This window comes from Acidianus sp. HS-5 (genome assembly GCF_021655615.1).
Lineage (GTDB): Archaea > Thermoproteota > Thermoprotei_A > Sulfolobales > Sulfolobaceae > Acidianus.
On sequence record NZ_AP025245.1, the window covers coordinates 455,893 to 482,862 of the forward strand.

Here is a 26,970-nt window from a genome sequence, read left to right on the forward strand (position 1 = left end):
AATGTAGTTAGCCCTAATATCCTTTACCTCCGTCAAATAAGCTCAGTTCAATGACGTCTAAAACTCGAACCTTCTACATAGGGTAAAAAGATGCTAACCGTTCTCTAAGCAATACTTCGCTATCCAATTGTTATAGCCATGTCGTTGAAAAAGGGTTTCTAATTATACTAAAGATTTTAAGGTTAGGTAGGGAAGTCATATTATGGAGTCACAGTTACCTAAGTTTTTCAAGGAGCCGGAGAAGTATTCTAGACTTAGGTTACTTGAGGCTTTGCAGGAGCTTTACTTGAGTATTGAAATGCTCAAGAATGGCTATAGTAGAAACTCTGCAAGTAAACTCTTCCTTTCATGGAAGACACTGTTAAGCTCAATTGTTGTTGCCAACTTTAATAAAATAATGGAGATGAAGAAAGGAAAGGAAGAGGAAATTAAATTGTATATGAGGATAGGGTATTCAGCACCTACTACCGGTCTAGTTGGGATTTCGAGAGACCTTGAAGACCTCGGTTTTAAAGGTTTGGTAAATTTAACTACTGCAATGTTAGGCATTCATAAGTATGCGTATAATGGCTTAGATAAGGACATAAGTCCATTTCACAGTAGGAGCGAAGCTATAATCTCTATAAAGGAGTTAATAAAGGCTAAAGTCGATATAATATCGTCCATGAAGTTAGGTGATGAAGAGAAGGAACTCTTTGAGAAAATAAAGAGGTTAATCTCCTTTTAAGAGTAGTTATGTGTCATATGCCCGCTTTGTGGTGGGTCATTTCAATTTTCATCAAGGCTAACGTAAAACTTTTAACTAACGTCGTAAAAGCTAGCCTAAAGAACTACGCAACAAAGCAATGCCAAAATAAAGCTGAATGGACTACACTGGAATAAAATGGGCACAGTGGGCATATTTACGTATGACATTTTTAAATAAATAGAGTCGCTATTCTATTTTAACGTAGCTAGAATTTTTTAATGAATCAAGGTATTCACATAAACTTATTTTAACGAATTTGTGGAACTACTTGACATGAAAGGCTAAACACATTCACATACTTTACACTTTTCAATCTGCCAAATGCAAACCTAAAAACTTTGTTGGTAATTCAGTATTACCAAGGAAGGTAGAACAAATGCTAAATGTCACAACGAACTTCTGGCACTATCTCAGCTTTTCTTTTAGTGCAAATTTTGCACATATAAATTAAAATAAATGACACAAAGTCAAAATATAAACAGAGAGACATGATAACCTTTAGGAGTGATCCAACATTCTACCCTTCCCCTAAATCAGCAATGAAAGCGAAGCCCGAGGAATTAGCCTATGTAGCCTGCCTCTACGAAGGGACTGGTGTAGATGCTCAAGACTACCTAGCAGTGGTAGACGTAAACCCCAGTTCACCTACGTATTCAAAGATCGTTGGAAAAGTTAACCTACCTAATAAGGGAGACGAACTACACCACTTCGGCTGGAACGCCTGCAGTTCTGCTTTATGCCCTAACGGGATCCCGGGGATAGAGAGGAGGTATTTAATAGTGCCAGGCTTGAGGTCTTCGAGGATATACGTCATCGACACTAAGCCTGACCCAAGGTCGCCTAAAATAACTAAAATAATTGAGCCGGAAGAGGTAAAGGAGAAGACGGGATACAGCAGGCTACATACAGTACACTGCGGTCCCAACGGGATATACATAAGTGCTTTGGGTAACGCAGATGGCGAAGGCCCAGGAGGAGTCCTAGTTTTAGACCACTTTAACTTCAATGTATTAGGGAGGTGGGAGATAGACAGGGGAGACCAGTACTTTGCCTACGATTTTTGGTGGAACTTACCGAACGGTGTAATGGTAACGAGTGAGTGGGGAGTACCGAATACAATAGAAGGCGGGCTAAAGCTAGAGCATTTAAAGGACAGATACGGCAACAGGGTACACTTATGGGATTTGGAGAAGAGGAGGGAGGCATCTTCACTAACCTTAGGTGAGGAAAACAGGATGGCTCTTGAACTTAGGCCTTTCCACGACCCTACAAAACTCATGGGTTTCGTTAACGTTGTAGTAAGCCTCAAGGACTTGAGCAGTTCGGTCTGGCTTTGGTATTATGAGGGAGGTAAGTGGAACGCTGAAAAGGTAATTGAGATAGGTGCGGAAAAAGCAGACGGTGGGCTTCCGGAAATCTTAAAGCCTTTCAACGCAATCCCTCCCCTTGTTACAGACATAGACTTATCGTTAGATGATAAGCACTTGTACGTCAGTTGCTGGGGCACTGGGGAAGTAAGGAAGTACGACGTCTCTGATCCCTTCAAGCCCGTGCTAGTAGGGAAAGTAAAATTGGGAGGGATAGGCTCTAACGAGACCCACCCATCTGGCGGTAAACTTACTGGAGGACCACAAATGTTAGAGATAAGCAGGGACGGTAAGAGAGTTTACGTTACTAACTCCCTGTACAGCACTTGGGACAACCAATTCTACCCCGAGGGAATAAGGGGTTGGTTAGTTAAGCTTAACTCAGGGGACGGCTTTAGTCTTGATAAGGAGTTCTTCGTGGATTTCGGCAGTGCTAGGGCTCACCAGGTTAGGTTAAGTGGTGGGGATGCAAGCTCAGATTCTTATTGCTACCCTTAGCTTCTTGGCAGGGGTTGCTGAAGGGCTAAACGTGTATAAGGGACCCCTTTTTTCTTTATATTTGAGGAAGTTCAATAAAAGGGTTGAGGGTTTTTTACTCCCCGTCTTATCTTTGCCCTTGTTTTTGTGGACTGCAGTCTTCGTTGAGTTTGATATACCGTCTGTCACAGTCTTAGGCGTAGTCTTAGTAATAATGTACGTAGTTAAGTTCTTGGTGTGGAAGTATAACCATTACACAGGTAGTTTTAGCCCTAACTTTAGGACTGCAGTGAAATGGATGGTGATAAACTACTCTATAAATATGGAGTTCGTCCTCCCTATATTCTTGGCAGTACTTAATATTACGTCATACGTCATTTTCATGCTGACTAACTTTTCGTTAAAAGTAGTTTTCTCCGTTTCTAACGAAGACTTGTTAAGGAGGTTGGCAATGCTTAATATGGAAGTAGTTAGCATACTCGTCGGTTTAACGCTAGGTTTATTCCTAGTAGCTTCTCAATTTATATAGTAGATTTTATCTAAAATTCTTGTTACGTAACCTTAAGTAATAGAAGAGATTAACTAAGCCTTTGACATCTTCACGGACAAGATTTATTGTAATATTAAAAAAATGAAAATATTTATGAAGAGAAATTCCCGTAAACTACTGTTATATAGTCTTTAAATGCTAATGCAAAGGACATCTTGTAGCTTCCATTATTTACTAGTCCTTTGTAACTAAAGACTTTAGTATTCTTAATATAATGCAACGTACTTTACAAGTGTCTCCTTATTCTTTCCATTCTTACACTTTCGTCAAACCTCCTAGCTTCTTTCTTTATTTTTTAATTATGGAATTTACTATCACCTTCTCTTTATCTCCTTCATAATCTACGGATATTTCTATCTTCTCTTCAGTGACGTTGATGATTATTTTCCCGTTACCCTTAGGTGGGACTCCCTTGTAACTCCTGTCAATTAGGCGATCTAAAGTTTGCGATATTAAACCGGGTTGAAGTATGAGTATGTAAGTTACGGACTCAGTTGAAACGTATTTCCTCACTCTAGCCTCTACGTCGAAGGCTGAAAAGATGGAATAGAGTTCGCCGTATATGTAGAAAACGTTCTCATTTTCTTCATTAACTATAATAAAAGGGGTAAAATTCGTAAAAAAGAACTTTTGATTCGAAAATAACTTTAACATTACATCTTTCTCAAACGATGATGAGATAACTACTTTATTATTCACATATATCTGTAGATTTTGGTTATATATAAATGTATTCTTTTATAATCATGTGTTCAGCAATATCCCTTTCTTTTCTGTAAGTTAATATTATAGTGAAGTTATTCTGATTGGTACTTCGTGAGTATTTAACGATGTCATGTATGCCTAACAAGTCTGAATAGTGGGAGGAACGATTAAGAGATTATTAAAAAGCAGATTTTAATTCAAGTGTTGTTGAGGCTGAGTTTCGGTGTAACTCTATTAACTCTGACGAACATGAGAAGGAGAGGGATTGGGTACTGTATCAGCTTAGTATCTGTGAAAGGAGTGATTAAAAACAACTAAAAGCATTATAGGCATTCATCCTTAATCTCTATTGTGATCCCTTTAACAAGTTTGTTTAGATGTTTTCTGAAAATATATGCTATTCTTTATTAAGTATAAATGATGGCATAATCATTTGTATGTTGATCCATTAATTAAGGAAATCTCCATAAAAAACTAATATTGATAGATTTTTGTATATTGCTGAAAATCAACATCATAATCGATTTTATGTACTCAGTAATAAGCTCTCTAGCATTTCTTAACTTTTTATCTAGAAAATAAAATTTAAAACTATTAAAGAAAATAAAGGTTATTTTCATATTTAATCTGTGTTGTTCAATTGTTTCCAATTTAAGCTACTTTGCTAAGTAAGTTCCAATACTAAACCCCCATATTAACTCTGGATATACTATCATCCTCTCCATTCCCCCTGGGCCCAAAGGCCCGTAATAACTCGTTACGTAGAGAACCAGAGAAGATAGCGTCATTAAGCCTAATATAACCCAGAAATATTTTACTGCCCCATGAGCTAAAGTTAAACCACTCAATATAGCTCCGATTCCTCCGAATAGGAACGCTATTAATGCCGAAATTAGGTGAGGAGCCCCAGTAGTTTCCGGAAATATTCCAACAAACATCGCACCTAATCCCGCCAGAAATACGGCAAACGAAAACAACTTTCTTAATAGCACAGCCGACACCATCAGTAAAATCCCCAATACAATTATTGATGAATTAAATATTATTGCAGTTCTTCCAACTCCTAAGTCGCTTATATAATTAAATTTGACGGAGTAGTTTGGATACAATGTTTCAGAGATAAACATAAGGAAGAAAAATTCCGTAACTCCTAAGAGTATAAGATAACTTGAAATTTTATATTTATCCATGACTAATTATTTAGAAATTAAAGTTAATAAATCGTGGAGTTTACTTTGCGGCATGTTAACGCTTATAGGAGCTATGACTTTTCACATTAGTCATATAATTTGTCATTTATTACGTACTTCTTGCTACAGGGAATTGAAGTTAGAAGTCTAGAGAATTTGGAAGTTTTTGATTTATTGCTAACTGAAAGCAAGATATTAGAAATTCACGCTCTCGTACTAATAATAGGCTACAGAAGGAGAGAAAGTATAAAGAGCTAAGCAGATTTTCATACCCCTAATGTTTAAGGTGAACATTTTTAATATACTAATAGCGTCACTTCCTCACATGCTATTAGTATATTTAACGTTGATCATGGTCGTTATACACGCATTTGGGACTTTACTATCTTTTTCTAAAAGGACTTTCCCAAAGTCGATAGGATATTTAGTTGCAATCTATGAAATGGCGTTTTATTTCATCCTAGTGCTTTCGCCAATACTTTACTCTAACGAAATTATCGCTATTATTGCTTACATATACCTTATAATTCACGTTATAGGAGGAATAGCTTATTTGAGAGGATCTTTAAGTAAAATATATTCTCCAGTAAGATTAAAATACTACGGAGTTTATGAACTAATTGAAATGACATATTTACTCCTTATTTTGATTATAGTTTAAAGGGCAATAATACTCATTGCATAAAACGCCTCAATGAGAAGAAGATCTTGCTCTTTAAAGTTTTATGAGGTATGGCGAATTCCATTCTTAAAATCCTGAGTATACACTGTATCACGACGAATTGAAATGATGGAGAATTATAAGAGAGATAATCATAAATTGATGAAAACGTAGTTGACGAGTAAAATTATAGTGCCTTTCATGAGTTATATGTAGCTAAACTTAATTCTGCTAAAGCTATCCACGTTTTCCAGACATCTACAGTGATGCGCCATCACAATATCTTCTCTCAGATTATATAAGGAAAGGTGCATAGAATACTTGAATGTACATAATAAAACCTTATCCATTAGGTGTCATGTATAATTAGTTTCTAAAACAAAATGGTTACACATGAATAAGGAGGAATGGAAGACCACAATAATGGAAGGTTTAAAGGAGGTTTACGACCCTGAAATCCCGATAAATATAGTCGACCTGGGATTGATTTACGATTTGAAGATTAGCGATAATGGAGAAGTGTACATAAAAGTAGGTGCAACGTCTCCGGGTTGTCCCGTAACTGAAGACATTGTGTATACCGTGGAACAAGTAATTAAAGAGAGAGTTCCTGCTAAAAAGATAACTGTAGATTTAGATTTGGAAACGCAATGGACACCGTTAATGATGACTAAAGAAGGCAGAGAGGAATTCAAGAAGAAATACGGATATGATATAGTTAAACAATGGGCTGAAAGTTATGGAATACAACTTAACGAAACTCAATAAATTCCAATTACTTAAGCCACTAATGATTTTTAACTCAGAGATAGGATTTATAATCAATTTTATTACAGGATTCCTTCGCGAGAAAGATTTTCTAAAAGAAGGTAATAATAAATCATCCCGGAATATTCTTTAAATGGGGAAAGTATATCCTCAATTTTTTCTACACCTAGAAATCTTTTAGCCTTATTCCTAAATCCAACATCTCCCGTGGGAATCACGTCAATCCTCCCTAGTCCTCTTAGCAATATGTAGTTTATTGACCACTTACCTAAACCCTTTAGACCCTTAATTGATTCGAGACTGTTATTATCCTTTATTGCGTTTACGGCATTTAATATGTATTCAACTTTTCTTGAACTGTAGCCTAGACTTCTGAGGTCTTCAGGTTTAGCCCTAGTCAGACCCTCAACTGTGGGGAAAACGTTGATCTGCATACTATCCAACAAGATTTTTCCTCCTAACTTTTCAGCTAGTTTATTGACTAAAGTTAAACACACATTAAGTGATATTTGCTGACAAGAAATTGCATTGATAACGGTCTCTAAAAGAGTTGGGAAAACTACTGGCTTAGCACCCATGAATTTCCTTGCTAGACCGGAAAAGTATTGGCTATCTAAAATTTTATTATAAAAACTTGTTAAATCTATGTCCAGCCCTAAAATTCTTCTCAATGTTTTGATTACCTCATCTTCATCTTTACTACCTAAGATTTCCACTCTGAGCTTAGGGTTATAAATTCCACCAATCTGTTTTACTTTTACTACTGTATCTTTATTGAGGACTCTAACGTAAGATTTGTCATCTAATATTTCATCTATTTCGTTGTTCTTTACCCTCTTCAAAAGCCAAACAGTATAAAGCAGATTAAAAGGGGGTATTATATCCTCTATCTCCATACTAGGCATTGCTTTTCACTATATCTTCTTCTTTTTTAATTAAAAATTCGGGTCAATTCAAGTCTCATAAATAATGGCTGAAAAAGCAGATTTACCTTTTATTTAAAAATCTACTTCTTGAATACCTTTCATAGCTGCTCCCATTATTTTCTCATGATCCTCAGGTGAAGGACTAGGGACGACTATATGGAGTGCTTCCATGTAAGTTTCAGCTTTTATTCCCCTCTTGACTCCCCTAGGTACTATAATTATAGATCCTTCTCTTATCTCAACTTCCTTATTGTCAACATAAGCTGTCCCCTTTCCTTGGAGCACATAGAATATTAGGTCGGAATCTGGAGCGTGTACTGGAATGTATTGTCCCGCTTTGAAGAAAACTAAAATAACTCCATACTCGTTTTTCCTTAATACCGGGACCGGTGTAAATGTGTCTCCCATCTTCCTAAATTCAGAAATGTGGGCAATGATTGCCTTAGAACCTTTCTTTACTTTTAGCACGAAATCTCCGGTATTAGTTTGCTCCACATTATATTTTTCGATTTGCCCAGATAAAAGTTGTATTAAGTGTGTAGGATAGTGATCTGCTATTACTGTTAATTCCTCACCGTCCTTCATCTTACTAAATGTCTCCAGTACTAATGTATGCCTATATTGCGGTTCAACACTTCTGAGATCTAGTTCCATGAGTAAGATCTATTTTACTGGATATAAAAATGGAATAACTAAAATATAAGGTACGATTTCGTTTAAGGACCTCTCGCTTAGATGCTAAAAGTTTAGGCTAAAGGTATAAAAATGAATGGAAAGAAAAGGATAGCGTGAAGTCTTACCTTATCGATATGAGGGCCTTAGGAGATTATGCGTTTAAAGTACTTGAAATGATTATCGATAGAATGAAAGAAGGCGAGATGCTAATATTATTTTCTTATAAGGATCCGTCGAAAGTATTAAGAAAAATGGGAATTAGACAAAAAGTCGACATAGTAGTGAAGAGAAAAGCTTCAGGAGAATGGATAACGTATATAATTGCACGATCTTCAAGAGTACAAAATTACTAGGCAACCTTAGGATATTATAGTTTTAATTCATTTTAAAAACTGTTAATGATTAAAGAGATAGTCCTAGTGGGAATAACTTGTTACTAGTGAGTGATTGTATAAAGCTAATTTTTGCACTGCCTTAAAAATCTTTAATTCATAAACTCATCAAGATAACAGAGACGTTCTCATGTTGACAAGTTTGTCGAATATTTTTCTAAAGCGAATTCGCAAAGAAATTACTCCATAGTATAATCGAAGAATGTATCGTCTGAGCTGAAATATTAAAACATATTATTAGTAAATATTAATGATAATATTGGAAACTATAATTGTACTGAAAATTTTTATGATCACAGGATTAGTGCTTGCGAAGGTCATTCTTCTCAGACGTCGTAGTTGAGATGAATTAAGGAGTAACTCTTATTTATAGTTTGTTAACGTAATTAGTTAAAAACGATAACTTCAATCTTAATGCGTAAAGCTTTGAAAAGCGGTATCCTGATAAATGAAGAGAAAGAAAGAAAAATTCCTTTAATGAGGGGGACTTCACGGTGGTTTTACATCAATTGCTGCAACTGGGCATACGTTTACGCAGGCCATGCAGAATATGCAAGCTTGTTCATTTATTGGGTCTGCCTTCTTCTCAGATGCTGGATGTCCTGGCGTATCGTACCATTGGAACACATTAACCGGACAAGCAGTTATACAAGAGCCATCAGCAATACATACATCGAAGTCCACACCAACTATTGTTCCGTGAATTCCCAACACTTTGGGAGACTCTACTGGACCGTATATTTTATGCCCCTCATGCTCGCCAACAACTTGCCTTGAAGTACGGTAGTTCGGGTCTATTCCCATTACGTCACCTAGTATAAGTCTATCTTAGTTTTTTAAAAGCGTGACACCTAATACTTAAGTTGTCTAGCTGTGGTTAATTTACCCTTCTATTATTTTAAGGGATTAGGTTATGAGTTTTTATACTACCAAGGGAATGTATTGAATTGTGATGAAAGATGTTAGCCCAATATCAAATTCAAGAACAAGTGAAAAAGTTAAGAGGCATATACGACAAAACGTTACAAATACCTATAGGAGGTACAACGTTTTACTTTAACATACCGGCTAATCCTATGGTTTACGTCAGCGAAAGTAAAGGAGCAATTTACATAAACGGTTCTACATACTGGGACCTTGAGTTATACACGTTTTATGATTTAGAGAACGAATTTATAGACCAAGTGGTTCAGTTGAGTAAATCTATTGGAAAGAGCGTTAGTGAAGTACACGATGTGCTGTTGAGCTTTGATAAGAAAAAGCTCGTAGAGAAGAGGAATTTCTACATTAAGGTCGGAGACAGTATAATCGGATTTTACTACAACCTTTACTTACCTACAGAAAAGAGGAACGGAATAGTTGAAATTATATCTTATTATAAGCAAGCTTAGTGTAAGGAGATCTAGAATTGCTTGCTTCAATTCTGACGTTAGATCATAGGAGATTAGAGAACTTAGTTGAAGAGTTCATGAAGTCTCCAAATGAGTCGACATATAACGAAATAAGGAACGCTTACGTTAATCATATTTATTGGGAGGAAGAATTTCTCTTTCCTAAGATAAACAATACGACGCTTTTAACTATTATGAGGGCTTTAGAGGTTGAGCACGGTAGTATGTGGATGTTATTAGATAAGGTTAAGGAATATTTAGAAGGCGGTAAGGTTGAGGAAGCTCAGGAGAAAATAAGCGAATTCATGAGAGTACTTTTAGAACACGATGGTGCAGAAGAAGGTAGTGTGTATCAAGAATTGGATCAATTGAGTGATGAAGAGCAAGCTGAGCTTATATTAGAGGAAATAAAAATAGCTGTACCGCCGAAAGAGTGGAAATGTAAAGCAATACGTTAATCGTTTTTATTCTAGCAAGATAAAAGTACTGTAGTAGAAACTTATTTGTATTCAAAAGTTTATTGAGTACAATCTTGTGGTAAATATTGTAATAATAGCAGTTGTTTTACTTTAACTAGCTTAAAGATTTTCAACAAACTTAGGCTATTCCATAAAACGAATCTGTGAGGTTCCTCAGCTTAAGAGAGTAAACCACATTCGTCTATTTCTTAGCTCAACCTAACGCAAATCTAAAACTTTATCAATATACTTGGTTAAGCCTTAGAGGCCAGGGCACAGGATAATGTTGTCTGAACTTATGATTCCTCCGTTTAACAAAGTTAGATATGTTATGACTGTCCGTATTTTCCCTTGACCTTCAGGGTCTGACCAAGTATAATATAGAGAGTCTGTATTACCAAATAAAAGCAGACAATTATATCCAAATATTAATAAATACACGAACCTTATCATTTTGATAAACCGATTCTCTTAAAAGTGAATGATAAGTGTAAGTTTTTTCTGAACTTCTCTTTAGACCGTTTACGGCCGTGCTAATGCTGTCACTTGTGTAAATTCTGTCTCCTTTTCCTTTCCTAACACCCTGACTTTCGTAGTTAAATTCATTACCTTTTCTAGGGAGGAGTAATCTTTCATCTTTCCTGAAAATAGTCCCCACCAATAATATGAGAAGTAGTCCGCTAACTGTAAAGGGATAGTCATGCTATCTTTCCTCGAAAGTGATACTTTAAACGCTTTTTTAACTACCTTTTTTATCACGTTATCAAATACGCTATTATCGTAAACTGCAAAAGAGTCACGGCTAACTAAGCTTTTCATTACCTTTATCAAGTCCTTTTTAACCCTGTCCCTGTCCATGACGACTATAATATAAGACCTGACGTCGTATTTGTATAAGGTTTCTACCACAAACCTCCTCACTTTCTCCGAGTCGTTAGTGGCGTGAAGTATGTAGTTTCCTAGAGACTTCTTAATTTCCTTATATGCATTTCCGAGGATCGATTCTTCTATTGAAGGGCTATTGTCTGAGTAGGTAATGCTTACTACGTAAGGGGTTAAAATATCGTGGTCGCCGGAAGTGTCTATTCCTAGATATATCATAAAGTTTTTTTAAGCAAGAGTATAAATAATCATGATGACGATGAAGCGGATCCTCCCGGGGATACGGGGGGGATGAAGTGGAGGAGAAGTGTATAATTAAACCTTCCTTTTTATGACAGTTATGGAGCTTTTAAATACTGTGTCTTTGGAGTTGTGAACACTGGATCTACTTTAGAGAATGACTATTTAATCTGATGAGATAAGGATATTATCTATCTGCTGATATGATTTTATAGTATTAAATAAACTGTACAAAACCACGTAGCGCAGATCTCTTGCGATTATGGGTTTGACTGAAGTCTCTACGCCACGGGTTCTGCACTCTTTTTATCCAGTTCCATTATAGAGAAGAAAATCCCTTGATAAACGTAGTAGCCTTTCTCTTGGAAACCCAGGTCAAAGAAGTCCTTTCTCATTTTCCTTAAAAGTTCTATTTCAATGAGGATTAATGTCCCTCTCTCCTTAATTACTCTATATACTTCTTTAGCCATCTCCTTCCTTACATCCCTCTTGACGTTACTGAAGAATAGTGGGGAATAAATTAAATCGAATGAATTATCTCTGAAAGGAAGTGGGAAAAGATTTTCAACCAGTTGGGACTTAGCGTATTTTTTAACTTCCTCTAAAGGTATTTCTTTCCAGACGTCTATTGTTATTACTCCTTTTAAGTTCAACGAAAAGAGGCAATTACAACCGCCGATCTCTAGGGCTTTAGAATACGGTTTTAACAGCTTCCTAAGGAATTTGGCGTAAAGGATTTCTTCATCTATCGTCATCCCCATCCTTCTGCAAACCTTATAATTCCATGCGTGTAAGCTATCAAAAAGGGAAGACATGATTTTTAGTTTAATTAATTAAATAAAAAAGAGACACCTAATATTTTGCTTGCCTTACGACACTCCCCAAAGTTATACCGAAGAAGGAAAGAACTCCTATACCCTGAAGTGGAGCTGAAAGGAGTAAGATTGGTGAATTTACGCCTAGGTCGAAGATAACTCTCATTGTTAACCCTAAGTTCAGCAGGACTAAAGGAATGTAAGAAGGGTGGATTACAACTCTCTTTCCGGTTATCCCTATAATCATGTCCATTAATACTGCATCAACACCGAAGACAGTATTAAATAGGAAGCCTACTGCAATTGCGTGAACGAAAATATCGTAGTTAGTGTATAGCAATGCTGAAACGAGTAACCAAACCCAAGCAATGTTTAATGCCACCTTTGGATATCTCCTCCCCTTAGCTAAGGGAAGTTTAGTTGCGTAAAGCGAGAAAGCCCAGGCTAAGATAATTAATGGAGGGTAAAAGATTATTCCAAAGGCTAAAAATATGTAACCTACAACCATTGCCGGAGCGTTAATCTTTTTTCCACCTAACACAAGCCCTACATCTCTGGAGAGTATTGCAAAAATCGTTAATGTAGGGAAAGCCAAACTTAAGGCTGGAAGGTAAAATACTGACTGAAAGCCTACTATGAAGAGGGATAGAATAAGGGTAATAAAGAGCAGGTAATTGTAAGTTGTGGGAGGTAAGCCTATACTGGATGGGTGAAAATACGCCTCAGAGTACGAGAGAAGTATTCCTAGGGATATTAAAACGAGATAGTATTGGAATGGATTAACTGAAAAGTAATTTAGGATGTTAGCCAAAAGCGTTACTAAGCCAAAGACTGCAATTACCGGCGTAGGGGCTACTTTTCTTGTCCATTCGTTGCTAAGGGCTATGAGTATTTCGTTCCCTATTAATATTAGGAAAAATCCGTAGATCATGGAAAACCAGTGTGCACGTACTGGAAAATTTACGCAGATTTGGAACCCCTGCATTGACATGAACTCGAGGACCATTGGGACTCCTGCAAAGAGGAGTAGACCTATGCCCATCAATAGCAGTGCCATTCCTGCCTTCATTTTAACATCACTATTAATAATAAAAGGATAAAGACCAGGAGAGTCCTTTTAATACCTTTTCTTCCGAGGCCTTTAATTTCAGATGCGGACTTTAGCTTAGCTCCGGGATTAATGTACCTTATTGTGGGTTCTATTAACGGGAGGACTAACAATGGGTTAATTATTACTGCAAAAGAGTTAAGTATAAGGGAAGCTACCCAAGATAACCTCAGTTGGTTTATACTCACTTTCCTAAAAGGTAACTTATACTCAACGTAAATAGCTTCAACCAGTGTGTACGTAGACCAGACCAAGTAAACTCCAAGGTTTAACATACTCCACCCGCCGAAGATCTGAACAAGAGGTAAGTAAAGGAGTGCTAAGCCTAAAGTCCCTGTCAACTGAGGAAGCATTTTTGACTTGGTGTATGATAATATAATAGTAAGGAGGAATGCCGTTGCAGGAATAAATATTAACGGTGTGAAGAAGTACAGGTAAGGGATGGAATTTAACGCGAATAAACCTATTTCAGTTAACCCTATTTTCCTCGATAGCACTTTTGGAAGGGTTTTATCTATTGTAAAGCCATGTAAAGCCATTATTGGGAGGAATATGAGTGAGACTAAGGCAGGATGAGAGGCAACTGCTAGAATGTAAGTTAAGAGTAAAATGAAATATGCCGCGTCGTTTCTCCTTCCTCTTTCCATAGGTAGTAGTGAGTTAAAGTAATTTTAAATTAGTTACCCTAAACCTTTAGGCGTCTGTAGGTTCAAAGAAAATGTTTATCGTTAAACATTCGCGATAATCTACCGCTTATTTATTAAAAATTTTTTATAAACGAGTGTAGGACTAAGAAGTAAGATAAAAGATGTTTATTAATTTACGATGAATATTATAATTTTTATGAAGGGAGTTTCCTTAAACTTTTACGTTTTGGAAAATCTCGATTCAATGACGTTCTAGCTATTGCTGTTTGCCTCTCTAATTAGTCTCGTAAATTCTAACTCGCATTAAATACTCACAAGACACTAACAATATCCCTTAAGTTTCTCTAGATAGTCCTTAACTCTCCTGCGTTCGCTTTCAGAATTTAGGTAATCCATGTCGATGTTACTTAACTGAGTACAATAAACTAGAACTGCTTTAATCCTGTCCTCAGTACTATTCCAGAATTTCCATGCCTCTAAGTAAGTTATTATAACTTCCTCCGGCGGTAGTATGTAAACGTAGTATGAAGAGTCTACTTGCATCCTAATTGGAGGCTTACGCCTAGTATAAACGTCATCTACTATGTCTATCCCTTTTTCGGATATTTCCCTTATCTTTGGTAAGTATATTCTAAGCCCTTGATCTGAGATCTCCTTCAACACTTGTCTAACTAATTCCTCCGCTCCTCCCTCAATAATTATATCTACGTCTCCTGTCCTATAGCTCCTACCGGAATATATTTCTGCAGCAAAACCTCCTACTATTATTATTCTACCCAATTTTTTCTCTTCTAACAAAGTGTTCAAAATTGCCAGGAATTTTAAGAAACGGTCAGTCTCACTCCCTTTTAGTTCACTCACTCTTGAAAGTAATTCCCTAAGCAACCAGTCTTGTAGTATATTACACCACCTTCTACCTTCCAACAGCCCAGCTCTTCCAATAATTTTATGTTCTCTTCCCCCAGCTTAGCCAGCCTCTTTAGGTCTTCTTCAGTAATCTTACTCCCTCTGGGTCTGGGTCTATCTTCCAGCAACCTTATTATTACCTTTGGGTCTACCACAAGAAGAGTATATCTCACACAGAGATAATAAACATAACTTTATACCGTTGAACAAGCTTTACACTTAATTTACGAAGTTAATAATTATATTTCAAGATAGTTACTACAATGAATGTTTTTGAACGATCTTCAAAAACTCTCTTAAAACTTTAATACTCAACAGCGGAATATCAGATAATGGAAGAGCTAATAAGGAAAGCTGAGGAGAAAGGAATAGACGTTGAAGATGTTTTAATTCAACTAATCTACAAAGACGACCCAGACGGTGAAGTAAAGTTTAGGTTAGAGATGGCTAAAAAGTACATGGCCGAGGCTGAGGATTACGTTAAGAAAGGCGACCCAGTCCAAGCTTCTGAGAAAGCTTATAAAGTTGCAGAGGAGCTTGTGAAAGCCCTTGCTGAGAAGTTTAACCTACCGGAGTACCAGAAAGCAAGAAATGAAGGGAGATGGTATACATACTTGCTCGGTTCTGCAGCAGGTAAACTTTCCTCAAATCTGGGAACATGGGTAATGAATGGGTGGGATACTGCTTACGCTTTACACGTCTGGGGTCTTCATGAAGCTAAGTGGAGTATTCAAGATATTTTACCCAGGATTAATACTATCAGAAAGATGTTAGAAGAGGGAGAAAAAGTCCTGCAATGATGCGGGTTACTATACATTGTCTTCTATCTTGTGCTTGTGGATAGTCCAATTTTTTATCAAAGCATACTTTGTGATTTAGAATTTGAGGCTTAACACCTATAAAGTATCTGCCTTATCTCATGTCTAAATGCACTCATATTGCTAAACTTGTTTACTCCTTAGGTAACATTCTGCTTTCTACATAAGCAATGCCCTTCAGAAGTTTAGCAAAGTTCCCTTCGACGTAATTTTCTCCAAAGTCACCAAAATATTCATCCCCTATCCTCAGTATCGTGGCAGTCCTTTTAGGGATAAACTCCTCTTCTTCTCCTAAGGTATTCTTTATTGCAACTCTCCCTGCTTGGACTGCAACATCTGCAGACATTGGTATCTCAGAATTCTCAAAAGTTGCACAGTCTCCTGCCGCGTAGACGTCCTTGTAATCTATTGACCTTAAAAATTTATCAACTAACATCCTGTGGTTCCTATTCTTATGTAGAGAATTTATTATCTCAGGTCCTTTTAGACCTCCGGCAAAGATCGTAAGCTCAGATTTTACTTCACCGTGAGTAGTTATTACTTTGTCCTTCTGCACTTCAACTGCTTCAACTCCCAGCAAAAGGTTTACTCCTTTCTCTTCAAGGAGCTTTTGGGCTTTCTTAGCAGATGCAGTAGTCATTGTAGGTAAGAGTCTGTCCCTCCTTTGTATTAATGTAATGTTCTTTCCTTTTATGTTTCCTGCTAATTCTACTCCCGTAGCTCCTCCGCCAACTATTACTACGTCATTTACTTCCTCAAGCCTCTTCTTCAAGGCTGTTGCGTCTTCAAAGGTTTCAATCTTGTGGGCAAATTCTCTAGCACCTTTTAACCTAGGTAGGTTTTGGTGGTGACCTATGGTAAGGATCAACTTATCGTAGTTGAGTGCCTTCCCGTCGCTTAAGTACACTTTCTTTTCCTTAAAGTCAACCTTACTTAGTTCACCCACTATAACGTCTCTATATTTTATTGTAACGTCGTCCCTAAGCCCACAAACGTAGTCAATTACCCAAGGAGTTAGGAGAAAGTAGTCCTTCCTGTCAACTAGGACAATCTTCTCTTCTTCTTTTTTACCTCCTTTTGCCGAAAATCCTGCAAATCCTCCGCCAACTATTACGATTGTCATATATTATTCTTTGAAAACTTCTTTATATTCGCGAGTTATAAAATCCATGCTTTATTGTGTACTTCGATATTCTTGGGCTTTAAGTTCATCAGCTTTTCTTAAATTCTAATGCTTTTAGAAAGTTTATAGCTTTAGACTAAGGATATAACACTAATCGTGGTCTAAGAGCTTTTCCAAAATACTAACGGTAATTTAAAAGTAAGTTTAAATAATTGATAAAAAATGAACTACTCTCAAAGTATGAAATTCACATTGATTTCAGTATTTCCTCATCCTTTACTTTAGATGCTGGTCTCCAACCAGTCGCGTAAGCTATTGCAGTCCCTATCCCTGTCACTACCAAGTTAAGTGCTAGAGCTATTAATGCAATGTAAACTGAGCCTATCGGGGTTGACATAAAGACGCCGTGGTAATAATAGTATAACCCTACCCCTGAAGCTACTCCAGCTATTAACCCTGCCAATAGCGACCACTTTTCTAACTTATGAGTGTAAAGCCCCAGAAAGACGGAGGGCATTGCTTGCGCTACTATTATTCCTCCTAATAATTGAAGTGTTATTGCGTAGCCTGGAACTGCGAAAACGAAACCTAATGCTGCGAACTTGAAAACTGCAGACATCCATTTTGCCAGTGTAGATTCTCCCTTCATCGATAACGGTTTAATTTCCTCTACTATATTCCTTACGAATAGGTTAGAGATAGCTATTGCCATTATTGCAGCCGGAACTAATCCGCCAATGAATACTCCTACTAGTGCGATGCCTATAAACCAAGAAGGTAGTGTGTAAGCTATTGTAGCAGGAACTACTAAATCTGCAGCTGCTGACTTGCCTATAACTGGGGCTAAATCGCTTATTGCTTTCAATGCGTTAGGTACACCGTAGATCAAAATGCCGAATAATGCTAAAAATACTAATCCTATACCGTAAATGGGTAGAAGCGAAGTGCTGAGCTTAAGTTGTTTCTTGCTCACCGAGCTTAATGAACCGTTTATTGCGTGAGGATATAAGTACAAGGCAATTGCACTTCCTAAAGCTAAGGAGAAGTAGGCCATTATTAATTTTGAAGGTAACGTCTCATATATAGCTACCTTCTTTGAAGGTATGGAGGAAAAGGCTGCGTGGAATCCGTGTATTGCAAGCGGTATTGCTATGATTGAAACTATTACTGTGAGCCATATTAATGCGTCCTTAAAGACGCCGGTAAGAGTTGCTCCCCTTAGTCCGCTGGTGTAAGTAAAAGCTGCAAGTATTGCGAAAGCGATTACTAGGGATACCTCGTTGATTAAGGTTATTGAACCGTTAATTCCTAAACCTATTATGAGCATTGTTAATGCTGCCTCCATGCCGACTATCTGTAACGCTATGTAAGGTAGTTCTGCAACTATTCCTACTAATGCTACGGCAAAAGCTAAATGTCTACTGTTAAACCTGTCCTTTACGAAGTCGGCAGCAGTTATATAACCCTTATTCCTTGATACTGTCCAGAGCCTCGGCATTGTTAACATAGCTATTGCAAAAGTCCATGCTACGTAAGGCACTGCGAAAAAGTAAAGAGAACCTACGCCGAATAATGCTGCAGGAACAGCTATGAAAGTGTAAGCAGTATATAAGTCAGCTCCCATGAGGAACCAAACTAGGAAAATCCCTAATCTTCTTCCTGCCAGTCCCCACTCATGAAGTTGTGATAGATCTCCTTTTCTCCACCTTGAACCGTAAAAGCCAAGGAATGCAAATAACGCAAATAGTACTAGGAAGACAACTAAAGTTACATCATTGATATTAGTTTGCGGAATCATTTTTACTCCTCCTCCCTAAATATGTACCCTACTACAAAAAACATTAAACTACTTACTGCTAACATAATGGTTTGATACCAGTAGAAAAATGGTACTCCTAATAAGCAAGGAGTAACTCTGTTGAAGACAGGAAATATGGAGTACAGTACTATATCAACTAACAAGATTATGAAAATTGCGGGATAAAATTTTGACGCCATAAGAACCTCTAGTATCGCGTTTACTTAAGTTTTCTTTATATTTTTCGATAACAAAGATTTAAGGGAAACGTATGAAATTTAAAAAATTATTGTAAAGTATGAATTACTTCATAAGTTTCTTTATCTTTTCCCACATGGAATCAATGTAGTTCTCCAATGCTTTATATTCTTCTTCATTAATGCGTTTAAACCTCCCTTGGACTTGAATGAAGTCCTTTAATGGCCTTCTAGTAGACTTTTCTAAACAGTGGAGGGACTCCGGACTTACAGTAAGCTTACCGTTCTCGTATTCTAATAAAGGCCAGTAACAAGTTTGAACTGCAAGTTTCCCTACTTCTGCAGTCTTCGAAGGGTCAAACATCCAGCCGTAAGGGTCTGGAGTTAAAACTTGAACGTATTTGAAGCCAAATATCTGCTTCGCCTTCCTCAGCTTGTTAACGAAGTCGTGAGGATATCCTACAGAGGCAGTAGCCAAATAAGGTATATTGTGGTCCATCAATATGAACATTATCTCTTTTTTATTCTCCTTTTTACCCTCAGGAGTAGTAGAAGTGTAAGCTCCGAAAGGCGTTGAACCGCTCCTCTGACCGCCTGAGTTCATGTATGCTTCGTTGTCTATGCATATGTATATGAAGTTCTCGTTCCTCTCTGCAGCACCGCTCATTGAGCCGAAGCCTATATCGGCAGTTCCTCCATCTCCTGCCCATACTACTACTGTAGTGTTTTTATTCCTCTGTTTGTAAGCCCTCCACATACCTGAGGCTGCAGGTGGTCCTGCTGCAAAGGCTATGTTAAGTACAGGGAAGTTATAGGAGTTTCTAGGTGCTAAGCCCTGTATTACTGATGAACATCCGGCTATTACTATTAAAGCAACGTCATTACCTAAAGCCATACCTACCATTCTCATTGCCATGTTCTCTGGACAGCCTGGGCAAGCTGAAGTCCCGGAGAGGAGGGAATTACTCTTCAGCATATCTCGGAGACTTAAGCTCAATTTTCTTACCTCCTTTCGGATAATACCAACCTACACCTTTTGCATTACCTTGTTTTGCCTTCTCCACGAATCTGGAGATGATCTCTTTGAAATCTCCTTTATTTAGCAAAACTCCTCCCAAGCCGGAAACTACACCGCACATTTGGTCGTGGTGTAAAGTCGCTTTCAGTTCAAGGTAAAGTGGCCCACCTCTTCCTAAGGAAGTAGCCCTATCGATCACCAGGATTGCCTTCTTGTCCTTTAATGCGGAAGTTATTTCATCCTCGCTCCAAGGTCTTATATACCTTATCCTATATAAACCAACGCTTAAGCCTTTCTGCCTTAGTTCGTCTATTGCCTCCATTGCGTCTCCTGCCCAAGCACCCATTAACACTACTGCATAATCTGCGTCGTTTAGTTTGTACTTAACATTTAAGGTTGAGTAATTATTTATCCCGGAAATCTTCTGATATTCCCTTCCTACCTCTTTAATAACCTCCTCTGAATGAGTTATCGCCTCATGGATTGAGTTTCTTAGTCTCATGTACTCTATTGGAGGAAATATGTTACCCATTCCCACTGGATTTTCAGAGTCTAAGACGAATGGTTGTTTCCTTGGCGGAAGGAATAAGTCGACGTCTTCCTGCGAAGGGATGTTTACGTTAGTTTTCATATGAGATAATATGAAACCGTCCATTCCTACCATCATAGGTAAATAGGCTCTCTCATCCTCTGAGACTCTAAATGCTTGCAAGGTCAAGTCTAGGGCCTCCTGAGGATTACTTGCAAAAGCCATTAACCAACCGCTGTCCCTTTCGCTCATAAAATCAGTGTTTTCATCCCATATATTCCAAGGAGCACCTACTGCTCTTGTTGCAACTACCATTACTACCGGAACTCTACTCCCTGCAACCCACCAGGTCATTTCGTGCATGTAAAGAAGTCCTTGAGATGCCGTAGCAGTAAAAGCCCTAACTCCTGCAACTGCTGCACCGAAAGTTGAAGCCATTGCAGCGTGTTCGCTTTCAACCCTTATGATTTCAGCCTCAAGCTCTCCGTTAGCTTTCATTTCAGCCAATTTCTCAATAATAGAAGTCTGTGGAGTTATTGGATATATCCCTACCACTCCTACTCTTGCTAACTTAACTGCTAAAGCAACTGCCTCATTTCCGGAAATTGTCTTCATCATTGCTCCATCACCATGCTTATCGCCTTTACTGGGCATACTGACGCACATACACCGCATCCTTTGCAGTATTCATAGTCAACGTAAACTCCGTTGTCGACGTGGATGGTCGTTTCTGGACACCAGAGGTAACAAGCTTTACATTGGATACACTTTTCTCTTGAGATTACTGGTCTTACTACTCTCCAATTGCCCGTCTTTCCTCCAGCCCCTTTGTCGGGGACTGAGATGGGGAAATATTGGTAATCATACTGCAAGTTGGTACACCTCCGAGACTATTTTATAAGCGATTTCTGCCCCTCTCTTATTTAGCTCTGCCGATTTTCCTTCAAATTCTTCATCTATTGCCTCGTTAAGGGATGTTAAGGAAAGGTTGATTATTCTAGCTAAAGCCCCCAGCATTATGACATTCACCATAGGCCATCCTGACTTGACTAGACCTATATCTCTGGCTATTTTATAGGCGTCAATAGCGAAAGTAGTGAAAGGAATGTTAGCGTTTTTTGCGTTTATCAAAACTTTTCCTTCCCTCTTAAGCCCCCTCAATGGGTTTGAAATATTCAGGAGTGTAGGATCTATGATGACTATAATGTCGGGATTTTCGATAGGAGAAGTAAGCCTAATAGGCTGGTCTGAGATCCTACAGTACGCCTCTATTTCCGCACCTCTCCTCTCAGCACCATAGATGGGGAATGCAGATGACCATAAGCCCTGCTTGCCTGCCGCAACTGCGAGAAGTTCAGCTGAAGTAACAACTCCTTGTCCTCCTCTTCCGTGAAAGCGTATCTCAAGCGATAGTCTCACCGAATTTATTATTTGTTATTTAACTTAATAAATGTTTATAATAAAAACTTCAATAATTAGGAATTCCATAGTATATAACCTTTTTAAAGAACTCTACTCTGTGATTAACTTCTGAATATATTGCTAAGACAAAAGCTATAATCGACAACGGTGCAAATACGAAAGAGAGGACGATCAAGACAATATATGGTATGTTAAACAATGTCCTTTCATGTGTGTTAAATTTCTTCGCCTTTTCATGTGCAGTAATTATTTCTAGAGCACCCACTAAAACACCTACTGCGATAAAAACTACGTCATGAGTAAAGAAGTAAGCCAGAGGAAGTACTACAGTGAGCCCAGAACCTATAAAGGATATCGGCGTATCAGCATTATACCAAGAAGGCCTACTCTTCAACATGTAAATCATTATTGATGAAGCTACTCCTAAAGCTAAGAGTACTTCTGCTACGTAATATGCCGGTGAGTAAACCAAATCTAGTGCGAAGAAAGGTATTGAAAGGAGGGAGAATATAACTTCCCTGCTAAGCCAGGAGTTCTTTAGGCCGTAGATCATTTTTAAAGACCTAGAGAAGAACTTTGAGTGATTAATGGAGAGGAGCAGAGTAACTAAAAGGAGGACTATGGAGATAGGAGCATAGTAAGGTAACCTAAGAAGTGAGTAGAAGAGTGCTACCTCACTGCCTATTGTGAAGGAGAGGAGCCCTAAATAGTTCTTCTCCTCTTTCTCCTTAACGTATTCTCCTTCTATTTTTCCTTCCTTAGGCGTTATGATCTTAAAGTTTGGTTTAGTTATTTCAAAGGGCGGTAAATAATCTACTTGGTTTCCTCCTTCGATCCAACCGAAAGCTAACGCTCCCGTAGGACAAGCCTCAACACAGTACGGCATACCGTTGCCCAGTCTGCTCATACATAGGTCGCACTTTGTCATGGAATCTTTACCCATTTCCAATGCCTCATAGGGACAAGCCCAAGTGCAGTAACCACAACCTATACATTTCTCCTTCGCAATGTGTACTATCCCGTTATCCTCTTTCTCTATTGCATCAGTTGGGCAAACGTCCATGCATTTCGGGTCTCTGCAGTGATTGCACGCAATTGAAAGTGCTGTTTTGTAACCGTCTATTTGGAAAACTGGTAATTTCCTCCAATGATAACCGTAAGCCTGGGTGCAGGCGTTTACGCAAGCATTACATAGGATACACTTGTTGTGGTCAAAAATGAAACCTAACTGTCTCTCCATAAGGTAAAATTAGTAATGATAGATATTAAACTTTATTATATAAAGAAATAATAGAATGTTATGGAAACGAATTTTTATAGGCAGGCATTGATTAGAAATTTTTTATCTATAATTGCATTATCTGATGATATAAAGTATCAAGTGAAAACTCAGCTTTCTGTAGATAAAAACAGGGAAAGAGTATGCGGTTTAACAAAGGAAGAACTTGAAAAATATCTTGAGGAGGTTGAATTCATTGTAGGTCAGATCGACAGAAAAGAGGAGATAGTTGATGGGATATTAGAGGAGTGTAGATCTTTTGATGAAATGTAGTCTGAGTTTGAACTGCTTTCTTGGTCAATCTAAACACTAGATTTTGAGCTTAATGGAGAATTTATGCGCTCAGTAAGTAGGTCTGTCGAGAGTCTTTTTCATTACTTCCATGATGAACTCTGGAGTTATGGGAACTTCTATGTAGTCAAGATTAACGTTGAAGTAGTCCTCTATTGCGTTAACTATAGCAGCAACAGGCACTGTGGCACCCCCCTCTGCAACTCCCTTAGTCCCAAGAGGAGTAAAAGGAGAAGGAGTTTCCGTGTGGAAGATCCTCAGTCTTGGAGACTCTAAGATTGAAGGTATTAGATAGTCTGAAAAGTTAATCTGTAAAGGATTTCCGTTCTCGTCGTATTTAACTCCCTCCATTAAAGACGCCCCAACGCCCATTATAGTCCCGCCCATTATTTGACCGTCTACAATTACGGGATTTATCATGTTACCGCAGTCGCTCAAAACGACGTAGTCCAGCACCTTAACTTCTCCCGTATCCTCTACCTTAATCCTCACTGCATGAGCGTTAACCCCGTAAGTTGAGGAAAAATTGACTCTCCTTTTATCGTCTGCAACGTTAACGTTAGGGGATTTCATGACGTATGAAGTCTCTAACCCTATGTCGCCGTCAATTATTACCTTATTATATATAATGTTTGCAATTTCTCCTATTTTATACTGTTTTCCGTTTACTTTAACTATTCCCTTCTCTATGCTAACTTCATCCTTTTCAACGTTAAATGCCTTTGCAGTTAATTCCCTTATTTTTTCCTTCAACTTCTGTAATGCCCCATAAACTGCCGATATCGTAACTACAGAAAACCTACTACCGTAAAATCCGGTTCCTGGAGGACCGTCAGTATCTCCCAATACTACCCTTACGTTTTCTGGAGGTATACCTAAATCTTCTGACACAACCTGGGCTATGGAAGTCTCATGACCTGTACCCATGGAGTTCGTGCTAACTACTACAGTCACTTCTCCACCGCTGTCCATCTTAATGTAGACTCCTTCATAATACGGAGTTCTTCCCTTACCTACAAGACTTTGAAACGCTAGGGAAGAACCGGGTTCAAGTGCGAAAGCTATTCCAAGACCTCTTCCTCCCTGCTTTATCTCCTTCATCAAAAGTCTCAAGCTATTAGTGTAATCCCCACTGTCGTAAACAGCACCGGTTATCGTGGTAAAAGGAGTTGACTTTATGAAATTTTTATACCTAATTTCGTCTTGCCCTATGCCGAGCTTCCTTGCAACTGAGCTTACTAGGTTTTCTAAGACTAAGACTGCCGGAGGAATTCCAAGACCTCTGTAAGGACCGGTAGGGGGCTTGTTAGTGAGCACTCCTTTTACTTTAAACCTCAAGAACTTCATGTCGTAAGCTCCGGTGAGGTGGTAAATTTGCCTTAATATTGGCAAGGGTTGGTAGGTGTGGAGATAAGCTCCGAAATCCTCTATTTGAAACACGTCCATTCCTAGCAGTTTATCTCCCTTATACAATATCCTTGCTTTGTAAATCCTGTCTGGGCCTTGCACTGTCATTATATTTTCAGTCCTCGTCTCTATGTATTTTACCGGTCTTTTTGTTACAATTGAAGCTAGGGAAGCAAGGACTAATGGCTTTAAGAATATCTTCCCTCCGAAACCTCCTCCGCTGTCAGGAACTATTATCCTAATTTTACTCCTAGGTATGTTGAAGACTATGCTTAATGCAGTTCTGAAGACTTGAGGTACTTGAGTATTTGCATAAACTGTTAGAGAGTTTTCCGCAGGAGAGTAGTCTGCAATGACTCCGTTTGTTTCAATAGGTGAAGGGCATATTCTATTGATTCGAAAAGTCTTTTCCAAATATTCGTAATCATTGGGTTCATCTCCATATACGAAAGCGTCGTCGTATGCAATATTTGTCCCGAAGTCCTCGTGAACTAACTCCTTATCTTCCATTGCCTTTATCGGATCTACGATAGGTGGGAGAGGTTCGTATTCAACGTATTCTTCTGCATCTTCTACTTCATACCTATCCCTTGCCGTGACCAACGCTATAGGTTCTCCCACATATCTTGCTTCCTTATAAGCTAAAGGATATTCCTTAGGCGCTTTAGGAGCGAAGAAATTCGGTAAAGGGTTTGTCAAGTCCATTACTTCCTCTTGGGTTATTACATTCTCAGAGCTTTTTACGTAAAATTTAGCCCTTGCGTATTGTGACCTAATAACTCCTAAGTAAAGCATTCCAGGCAGTTGAATGTCATCGACGAATTTCCCTTTGCCGGTCAGAAACTTTGGATCCTCTACCCTCCTCAAATTTCTACACCCAACTTTTTCCTTATTAAGAACTTCGCTGCAGAAAGCCTCTGAATGTCGTTAGTTCCTTCGTAAGTCTTCAATATTTGTAGATCTCTAAGCATCCTTTCCAAACCAGTAGCCTCAGCTACTCCGTAACCGCCGAAAACTCTCATTGCCCTCAGTACTATCCTTTCTACTGCCTCAGTTGAGAAGAACTTGGCAAGTGAGGCTACAACTACGTAATCCTCTCCTTTTAAGTTTCCCGCCCAGTAAGTTATTAGCCTAGAAGTGTAAAGATCTGCCAACGATTCTGAAATGTGTTGTTGGACGTTTTGGAATGAGGCTATTTTCTGTCCGAAGGAGTTCCTCTGGATTGAGTATTCTATCATCTTCTCTAAAGCAGCTTGACCGATTCCTACTGCTTGCGCTGAGACTAAGGTCCTTGCGTAGTCAAAGGAAGATACTGCATACTTGAATCCCATGCCTTCTTCTCCCAGTAAGTTTTCTGCAGGAACTTTAGCTTCATTGAAAGATATTTCAGCAGTGTGAGATGCTTTTAATCCCGTAGTTCCTATCCTTCCTTCTACTTTTACGTTGTCCTTCTCTATAATAAACATGGATATTCCTTTCCACCTAGGGTTTCCTGCAGAAGTCCTTGCAGTAACTAAGTAATAGTCAGCTATATCTCCGTTTGTTATGAATATTTTCTTTCCATTAATTACGAAGTGATCGTTGACTTTTTTTGCAGTAGTCTGTATCCCTGCAACGTCAGTTCCTGCGTTCGGCTCAGTGTTAGCGAACGCTGCAATTTTCTCTCCTTTAGCTACTTCTGTGACATAATTCTTTTTCTGCTCCTCATTTCCGAAAGTAAGTATTGCGTGGGTGAACATCCAATTGATTAGGAAGAAAGTAGCAAATGATGACCATACCCTGCTAATTTCTTCGGAGGCTATTATGTTATACAAGTAATCTCCCCCTTGTCCTCCGTATTCAGTAGGGACATCGAGGCCGTAGAGGCCTATTTCTCTAGCCTTAATTTTTAATTCTTGCGGTATGTCCTTTTCTCTTTCTCCCTTCTCAACTAGAGGTGAAACTTCTCTATCGCAGAATTCCCTTATTGCATTCCTAAATATCTCGTGGTCCTGGGTTATGTTTACCTTAAATTCCTCGATGCTATTAAATGGAAATACCATATGATAATATCGTAATCCGGTTATTTTAAGTTTATTAGATTACCTGCTCTATTTATAAAATAAAGTATATAATTAGTAAATAACAGATTGAACCTCTTCTATAATATCAATGGTTATAACTTTTGTAAGTAAATTTTGAT

The 26,970-nt window shown here is 38.2% G+C and carries 33 protein-coding genes; 12 read left to right on the forward strand and 21 right to left on the reverse strand.

The genetic code is table 11. From position 1 onward, the window contains the following. Window positions 1-202: 202 nt before the first annotated feature. The 4 genes from HS5_RS02330 (at window position 203) to HS5_RS02345 (ending at window position 3,121) form a co-directional block, all read left to right on the forward strand. Window positions 203-727: a PaREP1 family protein gene (locus HS5_RS02330; RefSeq protein ID WP_236752474.1), complete on the forward strand. Its 525-nt coding sequence runs from the start codon at window positions 203-205 to the stop codon at window positions 725-727. 17 nt (window positions 728-744) lie between these two features. Beyond that, window positions 745-882, forward strand: a complete 138-nt coding sequence (locus tag HS5_RS02335; protein ID WP_236752475.1) for a hypothetical protein — start codon at window positions 745-747, stop codon at window positions 880-882. 354 nt (window positions 883-1,236) lie between these two features. After that, window positions 1,237-2,613 (forward strand): selenium-binding family protein, encoded by a 1,377-nt coding sequence (locus tag HS5_RS02340; RefSeq protein WP_236752476.1) that lies wholly within the window; start codon window positions 1,237-1,239, stop codon window positions 2,611-2,613. Beyond that, window positions 2,582-3,121, forward strand: a complete 540-nt coding sequence (locus tag HS5_RS02345) for a hypothetical protein (protein WP_236752478.1) — start codon at window positions 2,582-2,584, stop codon at window positions 3,119-3,121. The genes HS5_RS02340 and HS5_RS02345 overlap by 32 nt, the downstream gene beginning before the upstream one ends. Before the next feature lie 309 nt (window positions 3,122-3,430). Here the strand turns inward: HS5_RS02345 and HS5_RS02350 are convergent, their stop codons facing one another. Both HS5_RS02350 and HS5_RS02355 read right to left on the reverse strand, forming a co-directional pair. After that, on the reverse strand, window positions 3,431-3,841 hold the full coding sequence (locus tag HS5_RS02350) for an STK_08120 family protein (RefSeq protein ID WP_236752479.1): 411 nt from the start codon (window positions 3,839-3,841) through the stop codon (window positions 3,431-3,433). A gap of 662 nt (window positions 3,842-4,503) precedes the next feature. Beyond that, a complete protein-coding gene (locus HS5_RS02355; protein WP_236752480.1) occupies window positions 4,504-5,037 on the reverse strand; it encodes a DUF998 domain-containing protein in 534 nt (177 codons plus the stop codon). A gap of 120 nt (window positions 5,038-5,157) precedes the next feature. Between HS5_RS02355 and HS5_RS02360 the strand changes: the two genes are divergently transcribed. The 3 genes from HS5_RS02360 to HS5_RS02370 all read left to right on the forward strand — a co-directional run bounded on the left by HS5_RS02360 (window position 5,158) and on the right by HS5_RS02370 (window position 6,466). Beyond that, on the forward strand, window positions 5,158-5,295 hold the full coding sequence (locus HS5_RS02360; protein ID WP_236752481.1) for a hypothetical protein: 138 nt from the start codon (window positions 5,158-5,160) through the stop codon (window positions 5,293-5,295). A gap of 67 nt (window positions 5,296-5,362) precedes the next feature. Beyond that, window positions 5,363-5,698, forward strand: a complete 336-nt coding sequence (locus HS5_RS02365; RefSeq protein WP_236752482.1) for a hypothetical protein — start codon at window positions 5,363-5,365, stop codon at window positions 5,696-5,698. 393 nt (window positions 5,699-6,091) lie between these two features. Next, entirely contained in the window at window positions 6,092-6,466 is a 375-nt protein-coding gene (locus HS5_RS02370) for a metal-sulfur cluster assembly factor (protein ID WP_236752483.1), read from the forward strand. Between the two features lie 62 nt (window positions 6,467-6,528). Here HS5_RS02370 and HS5_RS02375 read toward each other — a convergent pair whose 3' ends face one another. Both HS5_RS02375 and HS5_RS02380 read right to left on the reverse strand, forming a co-directional pair. Continuing rightward, on the reverse strand, window positions 6,529-7,371 hold the full coding sequence (locus HS5_RS02375) for a hypothetical protein (RefSeq protein ID WP_236752485.1): 843 nt from the start codon (window positions 7,369-7,371) through the stop codon (window positions 6,529-6,531). A gap of 93 nt (window positions 7,372-7,464) precedes the next feature. Then, window positions 7,465-8,046, reverse strand: coding sequence for a DUF2249 domain-containing protein (locus HS5_RS02380; RefSeq protein WP_236752486.1), 582 nt, complete (start codon window positions 8,044-8,046; stop codon window positions 7,465-7,467). A 134-nt stretch (window positions 8,047-8,180) separates the two neighbouring features. On the opposite strand from HS5_RS02380, the gene HS5_RS02385 reads away from it, so the two are divergent. Then, entirely contained in the window at window positions 8,181-8,420 is a 240-nt protein-coding gene (locus HS5_RS02385) for a hypothetical protein (RefSeq protein ID WP_236752488.1), read from the forward strand. Window positions 8,421-8,948: 528 nt separating this feature from the next. Here the strand turns inward: HS5_RS02385 and HS5_RS02390 are convergent. Then, window positions 8,949-9,263, reverse strand: a complete 315-nt coding sequence (locus HS5_RS02390) for a 4Fe-4S binding protein (RefSeq protein WP_236752489.1) — start codon at window positions 9,261-9,263, stop codon at window positions 8,949-8,951. A 155-nt stretch (window positions 9,264-9,418) separates the two neighbouring features. On the opposite strand from HS5_RS02390, the gene HS5_RS02395 reads away from it, so the two are divergent. After that, window positions 9,419-9,850: a hypothetical protein gene (locus tag HS5_RS02395; protein ID WP_236752490.1), complete on the forward strand. Its 432-nt coding sequence runs from the start codon at window positions 9,419-9,421 to the stop codon at window positions 9,848-9,850. Window positions 9,851-9,867: 17 nt separating this feature from the next. Beyond that, entirely contained in the window at window positions 9,868-10,308 is a 441-nt protein-coding gene (locus tag HS5_RS02400) for a hemerythrin domain-containing protein (protein WP_236752491.1), read from the forward strand. Between the two features lie 522 nt (window positions 10,309-10,830). Here HS5_RS02400 and HS5_RS02405 read toward each other — a convergent pair. The 6 genes from HS5_RS02405 to HS5_RS02430 form a co-directional block, all read right to left on the reverse strand. Then, window positions 10,831-11,409 carry a hypothetical protein gene (locus tag HS5_RS02405; RefSeq protein ID WP_236752492.1) on the reverse strand — a complete coding sequence of 193 codons (579 nt, stop codon included), beginning with the start codon at window positions 11,407-11,409 and terminating at the stop codon, window positions 10,831-10,833. A 302-nt stretch (window positions 11,410-11,711) separates the two neighbouring features. Next, window positions 11,712-12,245, reverse strand: coding sequence for a methyltransferase domain-containing protein (locus HS5_RS02410; RefSeq protein WP_236752493.1), 534 nt, complete (start codon window positions 12,243-12,245; stop codon window positions 11,712-11,714). A gap of 37 nt (window positions 12,246-12,282) precedes the next feature. Next, window positions 12,283-13,314 (reverse strand): nitric oxide response protein, encoded by a 1,032-nt coding sequence (locus HS5_RS02415; protein WP_236752494.1) that lies wholly within the window; start codon window positions 13,312-13,314, stop codon window positions 12,283-12,285. Beyond that, window positions 13,311-14,000, reverse strand: a complete 690-nt coding sequence (locus HS5_RS02420; protein WP_236752495.1) for a hypothetical protein — start codon at window positions 13,998-14,000, stop codon at window positions 13,311-13,313. The genes HS5_RS02415 and HS5_RS02420 overlap by 4 nt, the downstream gene beginning before the upstream one ends. Window positions 14,001-14,321: 321 nt before the next feature. Further along, window positions 14,322-14,885 carry a hypothetical protein gene (locus tag HS5_RS02425; RefSeq protein WP_346729555.1) on the reverse strand — a complete coding sequence of 188 codons (564 nt, stop codon included), beginning with the start codon at window positions 14,883-14,885 and terminating at the stop codon, window positions 14,322-14,324. Then, a complete protein-coding gene (locus HS5_RS02430; protein ID WP_236752497.1) occupies window positions 14,858-15,061 on the reverse strand; it encodes a hypothetical protein in 204 nt (67 codons plus the stop codon). The genes HS5_RS02425 and HS5_RS02430 overlap by 28 nt, the downstream gene beginning before the upstream one ends. Window positions 15,062-15,238: 177 nt before the next feature. Here HS5_RS02430 and HS5_RS02435 point away from each other — a divergent pair, with 177 nt between their 5' ends. Next, the gene (locus tag HS5_RS02435) at window positions 15,239-15,706 is read left to right on the forward strand and encodes a PaREP1 family protein (protein ID WP_236752498.1); all 468 of its coding nucleotides are present in this window, start codon (window positions 15,239-15,241) and stop codon (window positions 15,704-15,706) included. A 151-nt stretch (window positions 15,707-15,857) separates the two neighbouring features. On the opposite strand, the gene HS5_RS02440 is transcribed toward HS5_RS02435, so the two are convergent. The 8 genes from HS5_RS02440 to HS5_RS02475 all read right to left on the reverse strand — a co-directional run bounded on the left by HS5_RS02440 (window position 15,858) and on the right by HS5_RS02475 (window position 23,051). Then, complete coding sequence (locus HS5_RS02440; RefSeq protein WP_236752499.1) at window positions 15,858-16,847, reverse strand: FAD-dependent oxidoreductase; 990 nt, start codon at window positions 16,845-16,847, stop codon at window positions 15,858-15,860. A gap of 247 nt (window positions 16,848-17,094) precedes the next feature. Then, the gene (locus HS5_RS02445) at window positions 17,095-18,645 is read right to left on the reverse strand and encodes a sodium:solute symporter (RefSeq protein ID WP_236752500.1); all 1,551 of its coding nucleotides are present in this window, start codon (window positions 18,643-18,645) and stop codon (window positions 17,095-17,097) included. A gap of 2 nt (window positions 18,646-18,647) precedes the next feature. After that, entirely contained in the window at window positions 18,648-18,845 is a 198-nt protein-coding gene (locus HS5_RS02450) for a DUF3311 domain-containing protein (RefSeq protein ID WP_236752502.1), read from the reverse strand. A 103-nt stretch (window positions 18,846-18,948) separates the two neighbouring features. Beyond that, window positions 18,949-19,839, reverse strand: coding sequence for a pyruvate synthase subunit PorB (porB, locus tag HS5_RS02455; RefSeq protein ID WP_236752503.1), 891 nt, complete (start codon window positions 19,837-19,839; stop codon window positions 18,949-18,951). Next, the gene (locus HS5_RS02460; RefSeq protein ID WP_236752504.1) at window positions 19,805-21,007 is read right to left on the reverse strand and encodes a transketolase C-terminal domain-containing protein; all 1,203 of its coding nucleotides are present in this window, start codon (window positions 21,005-21,007) and stop codon (window positions 19,805-19,807) included. Before HS5_RS02460 ends, porB begins: the two co-directional genes overlap by 35 nt. After that, the gene (locus tag HS5_RS02465) at window positions 21,004-21,261 is read right to left on the reverse strand and encodes a 4Fe-4S binding protein (RefSeq protein ID WP_236752505.1); all 258 of its coding nucleotides are present in this window, start codon (window positions 21,259-21,261) and stop codon (window positions 21,004-21,006) included. The genes HS5_RS02460 and HS5_RS02465 overlap by 4 nt, the downstream gene beginning before the upstream one ends. After that, entirely contained in the window at window positions 21,251-21,808 is a 558-nt protein-coding gene (locus HS5_RS02470) for a 2-oxoacid:acceptor oxidoreductase family protein (RefSeq protein ID WP_236752506.1), read from the reverse strand. The genes HS5_RS02465 and HS5_RS02470 overlap by 11 nt, the downstream gene beginning before the upstream one ends. Before the next feature lie 49 nt (window positions 21,809-21,857). Beyond that, complete coding sequence (locus HS5_RS02475) at window positions 21,858-23,051, reverse strand: 4Fe-4S dicluster domain-containing protein (protein WP_236752507.1); 1,194 nt, start codon at window positions 23,049-23,051, stop codon at window positions 21,858-21,860. A 60-nt stretch (window positions 23,052-23,111) separates the two neighbouring features. On the opposite strand from HS5_RS02475, the gene HS5_RS02480 reads away from it, so the two are divergent. After that, window positions 23,112-23,363, forward strand: a complete 252-nt coding sequence (locus HS5_RS02480; protein ID WP_236752508.1) for a hypothetical protein — start codon at window positions 23,112-23,114, stop codon at window positions 23,361-23,363. 69 nt (window positions 23,364-23,432) lie between these two features. Here HS5_RS02480 and HS5_RS02485 read toward each other — a convergent pair whose 3' ends face one another. Both HS5_RS02485 and HS5_RS02490 read right to left on the reverse strand, forming a co-directional pair. Next, entirely contained in the window at window positions 23,433-25,655 is a 2,223-nt protein-coding gene (locus HS5_RS02485) for a xanthine dehydrogenase family protein molybdopterin-binding subunit (RefSeq protein WP_256445560.1), read from the reverse strand. Next, on the reverse strand, window positions 25,652-26,830 hold the full coding sequence (locus tag HS5_RS02490; RefSeq protein ID WP_236752509.1) for an acyl-CoA dehydrogenase family protein: 1,179 nt from the start codon (window positions 26,828-26,830) through the stop codon (window positions 25,652-25,654). The genes HS5_RS02485 and HS5_RS02490 overlap by 4 nt, the downstream gene beginning before the upstream one ends. Between the last annotated feature and the right edge of the window lie 140 nt (window positions 26,831-26,970).

Excerpts from the sequence above, each read along its gene's own strand:
- HS5_RS02330 (WP_236752474.1), top strand. The coding sequence starts at position 203 with ATGGAGTCACAGTTACCTAAGTTTTTCAAGGAGCCGGAGAAGTATTCT.
- HS5_RS02335 (WP_236752475.1), top strand. The coding sequence starts at position 745 with ATGCCCGCTTTGTGGTGGGTCATTTCAATTTTCATCAAGGCTAACGTA.
- HS5_RS02480 (WP_236752508.1), top strand. The coding sequence starts at position 23,112 with ATGGAAACGAATTTTTATAGGCAGGCATTGATTAGAAATTTTTTATCT.
- HS5_RS02365 (WP_236752482.1), top strand. The coding sequence starts at position 5,363 with ATGCTATTAGTATATTTAACGTTGATCATGGTCGTTATACACGCATTT.
- HS5_RS02345 (WP_236752478.1), top strand. The coding sequence starts at position 2,582 with ATGCAAGCTCAGATTCTTATTGCTACCCTTAGCTTCTTGGCAGGGGTT.
- HS5_RS02420 (WP_236752495.1), bottom strand. The coding sequence starts at position 14,000 with ATGGAAAGAGGAAGGAGAAACGACGCGGCATATTTCATTTTACTCTTA.
- HS5_RS02415 (WP_236752494.1), bottom strand. The coding sequence starts at position 13,314 with ATGAAGGCAGGAATGGCACTGCTATTGATGGGCATAGGTCTACTCCTC.
- HS5_RS02370 (WP_236752483.1), top strand. The coding sequence starts at position 6,092 with ATGAATAAGGAGGAATGGAAGACCACAATAATGGAAGGTTTAAAGGAG.
- HS5_RS02355 (WP_236752480.1), bottom strand. The coding sequence starts at position 5,037 with ATGGATAAATATAAAATTTCAAGTTATCTTATACTCTTAGGAGTTACG.
- HS5_RS02440 (WP_236752499.1), bottom strand. The coding sequence starts at position 16,847 with ATGACAATCGTAATAGTTGGCGGAGGATTTGCAGGATTTTCGGCAAAA.
- HS5_RS02340 (WP_236752476.1), top strand. The coding sequence starts at position 1,237 with ATGATAACCTTTAGGAGTGATCCAACATTCTACCCTTCCCCTAAATCA.
- HS5_RS02380 (WP_236752486.1), bottom strand. The coding sequence starts at position 8,046 with ATGGAACTAGATCTCAGAAGTGTTGAACCGCAATATAGGCATACATTA.
- HS5_RS02460 (WP_236752504.1), bottom strand. The coding sequence starts at position 21,007 with ATGATGAAGACAATTTCCGGAAATGAGGCAGTTGCTTTAGCAGTTAAG.
- HS5_RS02410 (WP_236752493.1), bottom strand. The coding sequence starts at position 12,245 with ATGTCTTCCCTTTTTGATAGCTTACACGCATGGAATTATAAGGTTTGC.
- HS5_RS02475 (WP_236752507.1), bottom strand. The coding sequence starts at position 23,051 with ATGGAGAGACAGTTAGGTTTCATTTTTGACCACAACAAGTGTATCCTA.
- HS5_RS02390 (WP_236752489.1), bottom strand. The coding sequence starts at position 9,263 with ATGGGAATAGACCCGAACTACCGTACTTCAAGGCAAGTTGTTGGCGAG.
- HS5_RS02395 (WP_236752490.1), top strand. The coding sequence starts at position 9,419 with ATGTTAGCCCAATATCAAATTCAAGAACAAGTGAAAAAGTTAAGAGGC.
- HS5_RS02405 (WP_236752492.1), bottom strand. The coding sequence starts at position 11,409 with ATGATATATCTAGGAATAGACACTTCCGGCGACCACGATATTTTAACC.
- HS5_RS02445 (WP_236752500.1), bottom strand. The coding sequence starts at position 18,645 with ATGATTCCGCAAACTAATATCAATGATGTAACTTTAGTTGTCTTCCTA.
- HS5_RS02435 (WP_236752498.1), top strand. The coding sequence starts at position 15,239 with ATGGAAGAGCTAATAAGGAAAGCTGAGGAGAAAGGAATAGACGTTGAA.
- HS5_RS02450 (WP_236752502.1), bottom strand. The coding sequence starts at position 18,845 with ATGGCGTCAAAATTTTATCCCGCAATTTTCATAATCTTGTTAGTTGAT.
- HS5_RS02375 (WP_236752485.1), bottom strand. The coding sequence starts at position 7,371 with ATGCCTAGTATGGAGATAGAGGATATAATACCCCCTTTTAATCTGCTT.
- HS5_RS02490 (WP_236752509.1), bottom strand. The coding sequence starts at position 26,830 with ATGGTATTTCCATTTAATAGCATCGAGGAATTTAAGGTAAACATAACC.